At 65.4% G+C, this 13,286-nt stretch carries 10 protein-coding genes (1 of these 10 only partly in view); 8 read left to right on the top strand and 2 right to left on the bottom strand.

All coding sequences use genetic code 11. The annotated features are described in order from the left end of the window. A protein-coding gene (locus AC3WRR_RS10475) for a protein adenylyltransferase SelO (RefSeq protein WP_492296874.1) crosses the window boundary here: on the bottom strand, positions 1-1,046 show its 5' portion. 568 nt of this gene lie to the left of the window's left edge; the window shows 1,046 of its 1,614 coding nt (coding positions 1-1,046); it begins with the start codon at positions 1,044-1,046; the stop codon falls past the left edge of the window. Between the two features lie 458 nt (positions 1,047-1,504). On the opposite strand from AC3WRR_RS10475, the gene AC3WRR_RS10470 reads away from it, so the two are divergent. The 6 genes from AC3WRR_RS10470 (at position 1,505) to AC3WRR_RS10445 (ending at position 8,459) form a co-directional block, all read left to right on the top strand. Next, a complete protein-coding gene (locus tag AC3WRR_RS10470; RefSeq protein ID WP_037023305.1) occupies positions 1,505-3,130 on the top strand; it encodes a 3-(methylthio)propionyl-CoA ligase in 1,626 nt (541 codons plus the stop codon). Between the two features lie 139 nt (positions 3,131-3,269). Beyond that, a complete protein-coding gene (locus AC3WRR_RS10465) occupies positions 3,270-4,520 on the top strand; it encodes a branched-chain amino acid ABC transporter substrate-binding protein (RefSeq protein ID WP_010810052.1) in 1,251 nt (416 codons plus the stop codon). Between the two features lie 190 nt (positions 4,521-4,710). Continuing rightward, the gene (locus tag AC3WRR_RS10460; RefSeq protein ID WP_010810051.1) at positions 4,711-5,658 is read left to right on the top strand and encodes a branched-chain amino acid ABC transporter permease; all 948 of its coding nucleotides are present in this window, start codon (positions 4,711-4,713) and stop codon (positions 5,656-5,658) included. Positions 5,659-5,662: 4 nt separating this feature from the next. Further along, a complete protein-coding gene (locus AC3WRR_RS10455) occupies positions 5,663-6,976 on the top strand; it encodes a branched-chain amino acid ABC transporter permease (protein ID WP_010810050.1) in 1,314 nt (437 codons plus the stop codon). Then, positions 6,973-7,746 carry an ABC transporter ATP-binding protein gene (locus AC3WRR_RS10450; protein WP_010810049.1) on the top strand — a complete coding sequence of 258 codons (774 nt, stop codon included), beginning with the start codon at positions 6,973-6,975 and terminating at the stop codon, positions 7,744-7,746. Before AC3WRR_RS10455 ends, AC3WRR_RS10450 begins: the two co-directional genes overlap by 4 nt. Then, positions 7,746-8,459, top strand: a complete 714-nt coding sequence (locus AC3WRR_RS10445; RefSeq protein WP_011615132.1) for an ABC transporter ATP-binding protein — start codon at positions 7,746-7,748, stop codon at positions 8,457-8,459. Before AC3WRR_RS10450 ends, AC3WRR_RS10445 begins: the two co-directional genes overlap by 1 nt. On the opposite strand, the gene AC3WRR_RS10440 is transcribed toward AC3WRR_RS10445, so the two are convergent. Next, positions 8,434-10,023, bottom strand: a complete 1,590-nt coding sequence (locus tag AC3WRR_RS10440; RefSeq protein WP_439668797.1) for an amino acid permease — start codon at positions 10,021-10,023, stop codon at positions 8,434-8,436. The genes AC3WRR_RS10445 and AC3WRR_RS10440 overlap by 26 nt on opposite strands. Before the next feature lie 489 nt (positions 10,024-10,512). Between AC3WRR_RS10440 and AC3WRR_RS10435 the strand changes: the two genes are divergently transcribed. Beyond that, a complete protein-coding gene (locus AC3WRR_RS10435) occupies positions 10,513-12,594 on the top strand; it encodes a 3-hydroxyacyl-CoA dehydrogenase NAD-binding domain-containing protein (RefSeq protein WP_010810046.1) in 2,082 nt (693 codons plus the stop codon). 30 nt (positions 12,595-12,624) lie between these two features. Further along, positions 12,625-13,269: a bifunctional nicotinamidase/pyrazinamidase gene (gene pncA / locus AC3WRR_RS10430; RefSeq protein WP_011615134.1), complete on the top strand. Its 645-nt coding sequence runs from the start codon at positions 12,625-12,627 to the stop codon at positions 13,267-13,269. Positions 13,270-13,286 lie beyond the last annotated feature (17 nt).

Genomic DNA, 13,286 nt, shown 5'->3' with positions numbered 1-13,286 from the left:
GCGCGCGCGGCTGCCACGGCAGCGTCGCGCGCGCCTTCCTGGTCGGCATCCTCTGGCGGCAGCCACAGCGGCAGCAGCGCCTGCGCCAGGCAGTGCAGGTTCCAGAATGCCACCTGCGGCTGCTGGCTGTAGGCGTAGCGGCCCTGCGTGTCGGAGTGGTTGCAGATATGGTTGGCGTCGAACGCGTCGAGGAAGCCAAATGGGCCGTAGTCGATGGTCAGGCCCAGGATCGACATATTGTCGGTGTTCATCACGCCGTGGCAGAAGCCCACCGCCTGCCAGTGCGCGATCAGGTCGGCGGTGCGCAGCGAGACCTCGCGCAGCAGCGCCTGGTAGGGCTGGGCGTCGTCGCGGCACGCGGGCATGAAGTTGTCGATGACGAAATCCGCCAGCTTGCGCAGCGCGGCGACGTCGTCGTGCGCGGCGAAATGCTCGAAGTGCCCGAAGCGGATAAAGGTCGGCGACAGCCTGGTCACCACCGCGGAGGTTTCGATGGTCTCGCGCCGCACCGGCGCGTCCGAGCCCATGATAGACAGCGCGCGCGTGGTCGGCACGCCCAGTGCGGCCATGGCTTCGGAGCAGAGGTACTCGCGGATCGACGAGCGCAGCACCGCGCGGCCATCGGCCATGCGCGAGTAGGGCGTCAGGCCCGCGCCCTTGAGCTGGATTTCCCACGGGCCGGTGGCGGTCTCGGCCTGCGCCAGGCGGATGGCGCGGCCGTCGCCGAGCTGGCCAGCCCAGACCCCGAACTGGTGCCCGGAATAGACCGTGGCGAGCGGGTCGGCCCAGTCCGGCACCTGGTTGCCGATAAAGGTCTCGATGAAGTCCTGCTGGCTGCCGATGCCGGCATCCCAGCCGAGCAGGGCCGCAGCGGCCGGCGCCACCCCCACCAGGTAGGGCGCTGGCAGCGGCGTCGGGCGCAGCCGCGTGAAGAACTGCGCGCCGAGTTCGGCAAAGCCGGGCGCGGTGCGCCAGGGCGCGGACAGCGTTGCCGGCGTGGCTGCGTCGGAGGGCTGCGGAGCTTGTGACTGGGGCGTGTCTGGCATCGCGTAGGGGCGCCTCGGGGCGCAAGGGGCGGTGCGAATTCCGTGCGCTCGTCCATGTGCGGCGAACCGCGTAAAAGGCGGTGCGGCGCGGCATGCCGGGGGCACGAAAATGCGGTGGTGGCTAGGGAAAACGACATGTTGAGGTGCAACATGCCACGCAGTATTGTACGTCCTCAACGGCACTCGACCGCTCGACCGAGTTAATGCCGCCATGCACCGCACGGTTATTTTCCTCCTTCAGTGCGCACATGAATCCGGTGCATGGGCTTTTCGCAGAATTGCGGCCCCGAATTCGATGGCAATGCCGGCGGCAACCCCGACGGCAATACACAACAACAGTACGGCAGTGCACAACGAGATCGGCCGGACGCCGATTTGGTGCATGGAAACGACCGACAAAAAATAGTACGGTTGTTCGTTTTCAGGCGAATCACACAAGACTTTCAGGAGGCAGGTTCATGGCATTGATGGGTCAAATGATGAGCGCGCCGCTGCTCATTTCCTCCATCATCAAACACGCCGCGCGTTATTACGGCAGCACCGAGATCGTCTCGCGGCGCACGGAGGGCGACCTGCATCGCTACACGTACCGCGATTGCGAACTGCGCGCCCGCAAGCTGGCGCAGGCGCTCGGCGCACTGGGCGTGAAGCAGGGCGAGCGCGTCGGCACGCTGGCCTGGAACGGCTACCGCCACCTCGAGATTTACTACGGCGTGTCCGGCATGGGCGCCGTCTGCCATACCATCAACCCGCGCCTGTTTCCCGAGCAGATTGCCTATATCGTCAACCATGCGGAGGACGGCTATGTCTTCTTCGACCTGACCTTCCTGCCGCTGGTGGAAGGCGTGGCGCCGCATTGCCCCAACGTCAGGGGCTGGGTGGCGATGACCGACCGCGCGCATATGCCGGCCGAATCCAAGGTGCCGCTGCTGTGCTACGAGGAGCTGGTCGACGCGCAGGACGGCGACTACGAATGGCCGCAGTTCGACGAGAATCTGGCGTCGAGCCTGTGCTACACCTCGGGCACCACCGGCAACCCCAAGGGCGCGCTGTACTCGCACCGCTCGACGGTGCTGCACTCGTACGCGTCGGCACTGCCCGACGCGCTGGGCTGCTCCGCCAGCGACGTGATCCTGCCCGTGGTGCCGATGTTCCACGTCAATGCCTGGGGCCTGCCGTACTCGGTGCCGCTGGTCGGCGCCAAGCTGGTGCTGCCCGGTGCCAAGCTGGACGGGGCGTCGATCTATGAACTGTTCGAGCAGGAGAAGGTGACCTTCTCCGCCGGCGTGCCGACGGTGTGGCTCGGCCTGCTCCAGCACGTGCAGTCGAACAAGCTGAAGTTCTCCAGCTTCCGTCGCACCGTGATCGGCGGCTCGGCTGTGCCGCCCGCGATGACCCGTGCGTTCGAGGCGCTGAACGTCGAAGTGATCCATGCCTGGGGCATGACCGAGATGTCACCACTTGGCACGGCGTGCAAGCTGCTAGCCAGGCACGAAGCTCTCTCTGACGCGGATCGCCACAAAATCCAGGAAAAACAGGGCCGCGTGATCTTCGGTGTGGACATGAAGATTGTCGACGGCGAAGGCAAGGAGCTGCCGTGGGACGGCAAGGCCTTCGGCGACCTGATGGTGCGCGGCCCATGGGTCATCGAGCAGTATTACCGCAATGGCACCAGCCCCCTGGCCGACGGCTGGTTCCCGACCGGCGACGTGGCCACCATCGACGCCGATGGCTTCATGCAGATCACCGACCGCAGCAAGGACGTGATCAAGTCCGGCGGCGAATGGATCTCGTCGATCGATATCGAGAACGTCGCCGCCGCGCACCCCGCGGTGCATATGGCGGCCTGCATCTCGGCCTACCACCCCAAGTGGGATGAACGCCCGCTGCTGGTGGTGGTGAAGAAGCCCGGCGCCGAAGTCACCCGCGAAGAACTGCTGCAGTTCTTCGATGGCAAGGTCGCCAAGTGGTGGATCCCGGACGACGTGGCCTTTGTCACCGAGATCCCGCTGACCGCCACCGGCAAGATGCAGAAGCTCAAGCTGCGCGAGCAGTTCAAGGACTACAAGCTGCCGACTGCCTGACGCCGGCACGCGCTTTCCGGTGCGCCATGCCTGCTTGCGGCATGGCGTGTTCGGGGCGGCTGCAAGGCGTGGCATGGAGGACGCCGCGCAGCCAGCCAAATTCGACGACAAGCCAACGACAAGAGTGAAGGAGACAGGTATGACCAAAATGCGTCCGCTGGTGGCCGGTGTGGCCGTGTTTGCCGCACTGGGTTCTGCGCTGGTTTCAGGTACCGCACTCGCGGATACGGTGAAGATTGCCTTCATTGACCCGCTATCGGGGCTGATGGCTCCCGTTGGGCAGAACCAGCTCAAGAGCTGGCAGTATGTCGCCGACATCGCCAACCAGAAGAACTGGGCCGGCGCGCACAAGTTCGAGGTGGTGGGTTTCGACAACAAGCTGTCGCCGCAGGAAAGCCTGACCATCCTCAAGCAGGCGGTCGACCAGGGCATCCGCTATATCGTGCAGGGCAACGGCTCGTCGGTCGGGCTGGCGCTGCAGGACGCGGTGGCCAAGCACAACGAGCGCAATCCGGGCAAGGAAATCGTCTACCTGAACTACGCCGCGGTGGACCCGGACATGACCAATTCCAAATGCAACTTCTGGCATTTCCGGCTCGACGCCAACTCGGACATGAAGATGGAGGCGCTGACCACCTTCCTGGCCAAGGACCCGAACGTCAAGAAGGTCTACCTGATCAACCAGAACTACTCGTTCGGCCACCAGGTGGCGCGTGCCGCCAAGGACTACCTGAAGCGCAAGCGCCCGGACATCCAGATCGTCGGTGAAGACCTGCACCCGCTGGCCCAGGTCAAGGACTTTGCCCCGTACGCGGCCAAGATCAAGGCCTCCGGCGCCGATACCGTGATCACCGGCAACTGGGGCAGCGACCTGGCGCTGCTGATCAAGGCGGGCAAGGATGCCGGCCTGACCACCAACTACTACACCTACTACGCCGGCACCACCGGCGTGCCCACGGCGATGGGCGCCACCGGCGCCGAGCACGTCAAGTATGTCGGCTACTACAACCCCAACAACAAGGGGTTCAAGGGGGCTGATGTCATCGAGGGCTTCAAGAAGAAGTACAACGACGACTTCTACGTGATGGCCTCCTACACCGGCATTGCCATGCTGTCCAAGGCCTTCAAGGACACCGGCTCGACCGATCCGATCAAGGTCGCCAAGGCGCTCGAGGGCATCAAGGTCGACAGCATGAACGGCACGGTCGAGATGCGCAACTCGGACCACCAGGCGCAGCAGCCGCTGGTGGTCGCCACCTGGACCAAGGTGGATGGCAAGGAAATCAAGTACGACCAGGAAAACACCGGCTACGGCTGGAAGACCAACGCGCTGATGGACCAGTACGTGTCGGCCCAGCCGACCTCCTGCCAGATGAAGCGGCCGGGCTGATCCTGTCCGTGACGGGCCGGCCACGCTGACAAAGTGGCCGCCCGATCCTGCATACTTTCAGTCTTTTTCGGTCGATACCGGGGAGCGTCCGGGGCGGGCAACCGCCCCCGGAGGGGGGCGCTCACCCTCAATCCAACCGGACGGACGCCGGCATGCCCACGCATGGCGGCGCCAGCTTGAAGGACACGCTGTGGAATTCTTCGTCATCTCACTGCTGAACGGCATCAGCTACGGGCTGCTGCTGTTCATGCTGTCATCGGGCCTTACGCTGATCTTCAGCATGATGGGCGTGCTCAACTTTGCCCATGCCAGCTTCTACATGCTGGGCGCCTACTTCGCCTACACCATCGCCAGCAAGGTCGGGTTCTGGCCGGCGCTGATCTTCGCGCCGCTGCTGGTGGCCGGCGCGGGCGCGCTGGTGGAGCGCTTCGGCCTGCGCACGGTGCACAAGTACGGCCACGTGGCCGAGCTGCTGTTCACCTTCGGCCTGGCCTACCTGATGGAAGAGGGCGTCAAGCTGGTGTGGGGCCTGGCGGCGGTGCCGTACCGGATCCCCGCGGAGCTGGACGGGCCGCTGTTCACGGTGTTCACCTCGTCCTTCCCCAAGTACCGCGCCTTCATGATGCTGGTGTCGCTGGGCATGCTGGTGGCGATCTACCTGGTGCTGACGCGTACCCGCATCGGGCTGGTGATCCAGGCCGCGCTGACGCACCCGGAAATGGTCGAGGCGCTGGGCCACAACGTGCCGCGCGTGTTCATGATGGTGTTTGGCGGCGGCGCCGCGCTGGCCGGGCTGGCGGGAGTGATCGGCGGCAATGCCTTTGTCACCGAGCCATCGATGGCCGCGGCGGTCGGGTCGATCGTGTTCGTGGTGGCGGTGGTGGGCGGCATGGGATCGCTGGTGGGCGCCTTCATTGCGTCGATCCTGATCGGCGTGCTGCAGACCTTCGCGGTCACCATCGACGCCTCGCTGGCGGGCCTGATGACCAGCCTGGGGCTGGCGGTCAGCGAGGCCACGCCGTTCTATTCCTTGTGGAAGCTCACGGTGGCCCAGGTGGCGCCGGTGCTGCCGTACCTGCTGCTGGTGGTGATGCTGATCTTCCGCCCGCGTGGACTGATGGGAACCCGGGAGAGCTGACACCATGGAGCAAGCGATGCAACAACCCCGCGAGCCGGTGGTGACCGGCCGCACCCTGCGCTACCGCCCGCTGAACCTGGCGCGCTGGATCATCTGGAGCCTGACCGTGCTGGTCATGCTGGTGCTGCCGCTGATCTTCACCGGGGGCTTCGCCATCACGCTGATGTCGCAGATGGGCATCATGATCATTTTTGCGCTGTCGTACAACATGCTGCTCGGGCAGACCGGCATGCTGTCGTTCGGCCACGCGGTCTACTCCGGCCTGGGCGCGTTTATCGCCGTGCATGTGCTGAACATGGTCGGGGCGGGCAAGGTCTGGCTGCCGGTGTCGATGCTGCCGCTGGTGGGCGGCCTGGCCGGCGCCTTCTTCGGCGTGATCTTCGGCTACGTCACCACCAAGAAGTCCGGCACCACCTTTGCCATGATCACCATGGGCATCGGCGAGATGGTGTTCGCCAGCTCGCTGATGTTTCCGGAGTTCTTCGGCGGCGAGGGTGGCATCTCCACCAACCGCGTGGTCGGCGATCCGTTCCTGGGCATCACCTTCGGGCCCGGGCGCCAGGTCTACTACCTGATCGCGGCGTGGTGCCTGCTGTCGATGGTGGCGATGTACGCCTGGACGCAGACGCCGCTGGGCCGCATCGCCAACGCCGTGCGCGACAACCCCGAGCGGGTCGAGTTCATCGGCTACAACACCCAGCGCGTGCGCTACCTGGTGCTGATCCTGTCGGCATTCTTCGCCGGTATCGCCGGGGCGCTGGGCGCCATCAACTTCGAGATCGTCTCGGCCGAGAACGTCAGCGCGGTGCGCTCCGGCGGCGTGCTGCTGGCGGTGTTCATCGGTGGCGCGGGCGTGTTCTTCGGGCCCATCATCGGCGCGGTGGTGTTCGTGCTGTTCGCGGTGGCGCTGTCGGACCTGACCAAGGCCTGGCTGCTGTACCTGGGCCTGTTCTTCGTGCTGATGGTGATGTTCGTGCCGGGCGGGCTGGCCAGCCTGCTGCTGATGCAGGTGCCGCTGCTGGGCAAGGGCAAGCTGGGCCGCATGCTGCCGTCCTACGCGCGTGCCGGCGGCGCCGCCGTGGTGCTGCTGCTGGCCATGATCCTGACGGTCGAGCTGGTCTACAAGGTGCAGGTCGACAGCGCCAACGGCACCACGATGTCGCTGTTCGGCGTCGGCTTCGATGCCGCAACCTGGACGCCATGGCTGGCGGCGGCCGCGCTGTGGGCGGCTGGCCTGTTCGCGTGGCGGCTGGCGGCGGCGCGGGTGCGCAGCGCGTGGGACAAGGTACAGATGGAAATCGCAGGAGGCAGGCCATGACAGCGGCACTGGAACTGACCGATGTACGCAAGAAGTTCGGCCAGACGGAAATCATCCGCGGCGTGAACCTGAGCATCCCGAAGGGCGAGCGCCATGCGCTGATCGGGCCCAATGGCGCAGGGAAGTCGACGACCTTCAACCTGATTTCCGGCCGGTTTGCGCCGAGCAGCGGGACCGTGCGGCTCAATGGCGCGGAGATCGGCGGGCTGCAGCCGTTCGTGATCAACCGCATGGGGCTGTCGCGCAGCTTCCAGATCACCAACATCTTCCATCGGCTGTCGGTGTTCGAGAACCTGCGCTGCGCGGTGCTGTGGTCGCTCGGCTACAAGTATTCGTTCTGGCACCGGCTCAAGGGCCTGCGCGACACGCGCGAGCGCGCGGAGGAGGTGCTGGAGCTGATCGGCATGCAGCACCGCCGCGACAGCCAGGCGGGCCTGCTGACCTATGCCGAGCAGCGTGCGCTGGAGATCGGCATCACCATCGCCGGCGGCGCCGAGGTGATCCTGCTGGACGAGCCCACCGCGGGCATGAGCCGCTCCGAGTCCGATCACGCGGTGGAGCTGATCCGCAAGGTCACCGTCGGCAAGACGCTGGTGATGGTGGAGCACGACATGAGCGTGGTGTTCGGCCTGGCCGACCGCATCTCTGTGCTGGTCTACGGCGAAGTGATCGCCACGGACACCCCGCAGGCCATCCGCAACAACCGCAAGGTCAAGGAAGCCTACCTGGGCACAACCCTCGACGAGGAAGCCACCGAAGGAGCGCACTGATGGGCAAGCGCATGCTGAACGTCCAGGGCCTGCACGCCTACTACGGCAAGAGCCATATCCTCCACGGCGTGGACGCGCATATCGACGAAGGCGAGATCGTCGCGCTGCTGGGCCGCAACGGGGTGGGGCGCTCGACCATGGCCAAGGCCATCCTCGGCATGGTCAAGGCCGAGGGCTCGGTGCGGTTTCGCGACGAAGAGATCCTGGGGCGGCGCACCTTCGAGATCGCGCACCTCGGGATCGGCTATGTGCCGGAGAACCGGGATATCTTTCCGACGCTGACCGTGCGGCAGAACCTGCTGCTGGGCGAGAAGCGCAACCCACGGCAGGCCAGGCCGCGCTGGACCGTCGAGGACATGTTCAACATGTTCCCGCGGCTGAAGGAGCGCGAGAACACCTCGGCCGGCGTGCTCTCCGGCGGCGAGCAGCAGATGCTGACGTTGTGCCGCACGCTGATGGGCGACCCCGACCTGGTGCTGATCGACGAACCGACCGAAGGCCTGGCGCCGATGATCGTGGCCCTGGTCGGGGACTACCTGAAGACGCTGAAGGAGCGGGGTATTTCCGTGCTGCTGATCGAGCAGAAGCTGGCGATCGCGCTGGATATTTCCCAGCGCGTCTACGTGATGGGGCACGGGCATATTGTGTTCGAGGGGACGCCCGCGGAACTGAAGGCCAACTCGCAAATCAGGAAGGAGTGGCTGGAGGTTTGACTTCGGCCACTGTGCGCTCCCCTTGCCAACTGTGTGCTCCCTCTTCCGCTTGCGGGAGAGGGCCGAAAACCGCCGGCTTTGGCAAGTCAAACGGCATATCCTCATAGTCGATCAGCCGCGACTTCTTCACCGCCCGGTACCCCCACCACAGCGCCAGGAACGCGGGCACGCCGATATAGGTCGCCACGATCTCCGGCCACCGGTTCGGAATATCCGCAAACGCCTGGTAGTTCTGCCCGGCCACGATCACCACACACAGCACCACGGTAAAAATGGGGCCGAAGGGATAGAGCGGCGAGCGGTAGGCCAGCATGCCAACGTCATAGCCCTGGTGCACCAGCCCGCGACGGAAGCGGTAATGGCTGATGGCAATGCCCAGCCAGGCAAAGAAGCCGGTCATGGCCGACGTGTTGAGCAGCCACAGGTAGACCGCCTTGTCCCCGAACAGCGAACTGAAGAAACACAGCGCGCCCACGGCGGTGGTGGCCAGCAGCGCATTGAACGGCACGCCGCTCACGGTCAGCTTGCCGAACGCGCGCGGCGCGCGGCCGCTGACGGCGAGGCCGTAGAGGATCCGGGTCGACACATACATGCTGGAGGTGCCGGCCGAGAGCAGCGCGGTCAGCACCACCGCGTTCATCAGCCCCGCAGCAAAGGCCAGGCCGGCGTGGCGGAACACCAGTGCAAACGGACTCACGCCCACGTCGGTGACGTCGTTGCGCAGCAGGCTGGGATCGGTATAGGGAATCAGCACCCCGATGATCAGGATCGCGACCACATAGAACAGCAGGATGCGCCAGAAGGTCTGCCGGATCGCGCGCGGGATGGTCCTGGCCGGGTTCTCCGCTTCGCCGGCGGCCACGCCCACCGTTTCCGTGCCCTGGAAGGAGAAGCCCGCGATCATCGCCACGCCGATCATGGCCGGGATGCCGCCGACAAAGGGCGCGTCACCCATGGTGAAGTTGTGCCAGCCAGACTGCGGGCCGCCTTTCATGATGCCGAAGATCATCAGCAGGCCCACGCCCAGGAACACGATCACGGTCACCACCTTGATCAGCGCGAACCAGTACTCGGCCTCGCCGAAGCCGCGCACCGAGAATGCATTGAGCCCGAACATCAGCAGCAGGAACGCGGCGCTCCAGACCACGCCGGGCATTTCGGGGAACCAGTACTGCATCACCAGCTGCGCCGCGGTCAGTTCCACGGCGATGGTCACCGCCAGGCTGAACCAGTAGTTCCAGCCCAGCGCGAAGCCGAAGCCTTCGTCGACATAGAGCGCGCTGTAGGTGACGAAGGAGCCGGCCACCGGCATATGCACCGCCAGCTCGCCCAGGCTGGTCATCAGGCAATAGACCATCAGCCCGAGCAGCATATACATCAGCAGCGCGCCGCCGGGGCCGGCCTGCGCGATCGAGGCGCCCGAGGCCACGAACAGCCCGGTGCCGACCGCGCCGCCGATGGCAATCATGCTCAGGTGGCGGGCCTTGAGCCTGCGCTTGAGGTGGTCGTGCTCGACCACCGGGTGCTGGTGCTCGTGGGCGTGGGAATGCGAGGGGGAAGACATCAGGGTCGCTGGACCTTCCGCCGATCCGGCATCTTGTGGAACCCGGACGGCAAAAAACGAAAAGCCGCGAGTTTACAGGGTCGGCCCGCGCGATTTGTCCGTGTCGGCCAAATAAAGTCCGATACTGGTTTAGAGGCGGCACTCAGTCGCACTCGGCAAGTGCTTTATCCGCCATGGCGGGACGATTTGGCACCGCGTCAGGCGCCCCGCCATGCATCGCGGTCAGGGGCGGCATTAGCGCCGCGCATGTCGCCGGAAAAGTCCGAAAATTAAAATTGAACGACCGTGCTATTTTGTGTATGCTTGTTTCGCCCAGGCGCCGGAAGGCGTTGCGGGACGCGGGAAAGCGGCAGGTCGGGCGGAGGGTTTACCCGCTCATGACGGCAGCCTCCCGCAGCAGTCGCCGGCCGCTGCCGGCCGCGCCGTGCAGTAAAAATTGAATTCGAGAATTCGAATCCCGAGACAACTTTTGACACCAAAGGAACCAGCATGACAGCGCAGTATCAGGTTCAGGACGGCGTAGCCGTCATCACGCTCGACAATCCCCCTGTCAACGGCCTGGGTCACAGCACCCGGCTTGGCATCGTCGAAGGCATGACCCGTGCGCTGGACGATGCCGCCGTCAAGGCCATCGTCATCACCGGCGCTGGCAAGGCTTTCTCGGGCGGCGCCGACATCCGTGAATTCAATACGCCCAAGGCCATGCAGGAGCCGACGCTGCACTCGGTGATCCGCGTGCTGGAAGGCTCGTCCAAGCCGGTCGTGGCCGCCGTGCACTCGGTCGCCATGGGTGGCGGCCTGGAGCTGGCGCTGGGCTGCAACTACCGCGTGGCGTCCAAGGGCGCCCAGATCGCGCTGCCGGAAGTGAAGCTGGGCCTGCTGCCGGGCGCCGGCGGCACGCAGCGCCTGCCGCGCGTGATCGGCCTGGAGGCCGCGGCCAACATGATCGTGTCGGGCACCCCGGTGCTGTCCGAGAAGTTTGCCGGCACCAAGCTGTTCGATGAAATCGTCGACGGTGACGTGCTGCCCGCCGCGGTCAAGTTCGCGCAGAACGTTGGCGCCGCCACCGGCCCGCATCCGAAGGTGCGCGACCTGAAGGTGCGCCACGAGAACCCCGAAGGCTACCTGGGCTTTGCCCGCAATACCGTGGCCGCGATGGCCAAGAACTTCCCGGCGCCGCTGAAGTGCCTGGAAGCGGTGGCCGGCTCGCTCAAGCCGTTCGAACAGGGCCTGAAGCAAGAGCGCGAGGGCTTCCTCTACCTGGTTACCACGCCGGAATCGCGCGCGCTGCGCCACGCCTTCTTTGGCGAGCGTGCCGCCAGCAAGATCCCCGATGTGCCCGAAGGCACGCCGACCCGCAAGATCGAGAAGGTCGCCGTGATCGGCGCCGGCACCATGGGCGGCGGCATCAGCATGAACTTCCTCAACGCGGGCATCCCGGTCACCATCCTGGAAACCAAGCAGGAAGCGCTCGACCGCGGCGTCGGCATCATCCGCAAGAACTACGAGAACAGCGCCAAGAAGGGCAAGCTCACGCAAGAGAAGGTCGAGCAGCGCATGGGCCTGCTCAGCACCACGCTGTCCTATGACGACCTCAAGGACGCCGACCTGATCATCGAGGCCGTGTTCGAAGAGATGGGCGTCAAGGAGACCGTGTTCAAGAAGCTGGATGAAGTCGCCAAGCAAGGCGCGATCCTGGCCTCGAACACCTCCACGCTGGACGTCAACAAGATCGCCTCGTTCACCAAGCGTCCGCAGGACGTGGTCGGCATGCATTTCTTCAGCCCGGCCAATGTGATGAAGCTGCTGGAAGTGGTGCGCGGCGAGAAGACCGGCAAGGACGTGCTGGCCACGGTCATGCAGGTCGGCAAGAAGATCAAGAAGACCGCGGTGGTGTCGGGCGTTTGCGACGGCTTTATCGGCAACCGCATGATCGAGCAGTACAGCCGCCAGGCTGGCTACCTGCTGGACGAAGGCGCGCTGCCGGAGCAGGTCGACAAGGCCATCGAGAAGTTCGGCTTTGCCATGGGCCCGTTCCGCATGGGCGACCTGGCCGGCAACGACATCGGCTGGGCCATCCGCAAGCGCCGCGCGGTGGACAAGCCGGAGATCCAGTATTCCAAGACCGCCGACCTGCTGTGCGAGATGGGCCGCTTCGGCCAGAAGACCGGCGCGGGCTGGTACGACTACAAGGCGGGCGACCGCAAGCCGTACCCGAACCAGCAGGTCAACGACATGATCGTGCAGCACTCGAAGGACCTGGGCATCACGCGCCGCAAGATCTCTGACGAAGAGATCGTCGAGCGCCTGGTGTTCGCGCTGGTCAACGAAGGCGCCAGGATCCTGGAGGAAGGCATTGCTTCCAAGGCCTCGGATATCGACATGGTGTACCTGACCGGCTACGGCTTCCCGCTGTTCCGCGGCGGCCCGATGCTGTACGCGGACCAGGTCGGCCTGTACAACGTGGCGCTGTCGATGAAGCGCTACGCCAAGGGCTACCACGGTGAAGCGTGGCAGGTCGCGCCGCTGCTGCAGAAGCTGGCGGACGAAGGCAAGGGCTTCAACGGTTAATACCGCCACATGGTTCAGCCTGGAGCTGAGATGAACACCACCATCGGACCGGACGATTGCCTGCTGGTGATCGACGTGCAGAACGACTTCATGCCGGGCGGCGCGCTTGCCGTGCCCCACGGCGATGAAGTGGTGCCCGTCATCAACCGGCTGGCGCGTGCGTTCGGTCATGTGGTGCTGACGCAGGACTGGCATCCCGTCAGCCACGTCTCGTTCGCGGCCAACCATGCGGGCACGCAGCCGTTCCAGACGCTGGCGCTGCCGTATGGCGAGCAGGTGCTGTGGCCGGTGCACTGCGTGCAGGGCACGCCCGGCGCTGCGCTGCATGCGGGCTTGCACGTGCCGCATGCGCGGCTGGTGATCCGCAAGGGCCATCACGCCGATGTGGACAGCTACTCCGCCTTCCTGGAGGCGGACCGCACCACGCGCACCGGGCTGGCCGGCTACCTGCGCGAGCATGGCGTCAGGCGCGTGTTCTGCGCGGGTCTGGCGACGGACTACTGCGTGGCCTGGAGCGCGCTCGATGCACGCGCCGCGGGCTTCGCGGCCGCGGTGATCGAGGATGCCTGCCGCGCCATCGACCTGGAAGGGTCGCTGGCCAAAGCATGGCAGGACCTCGGCGCCGCCGGCGTTGCGCGCGTCACGTCCGCTGAACTGCTCAAGGGCCAGGGCTGAACCGAACCACCGAACTG

The organism is Cupriavidus sp. FW305-3-2-15-C-LB2 (assembly GCF_058787575.1).
Note: the sequence above shows the minus strand (reverse complement) of the source record. Positions and strands in the feature narration are given on the sequence as shown.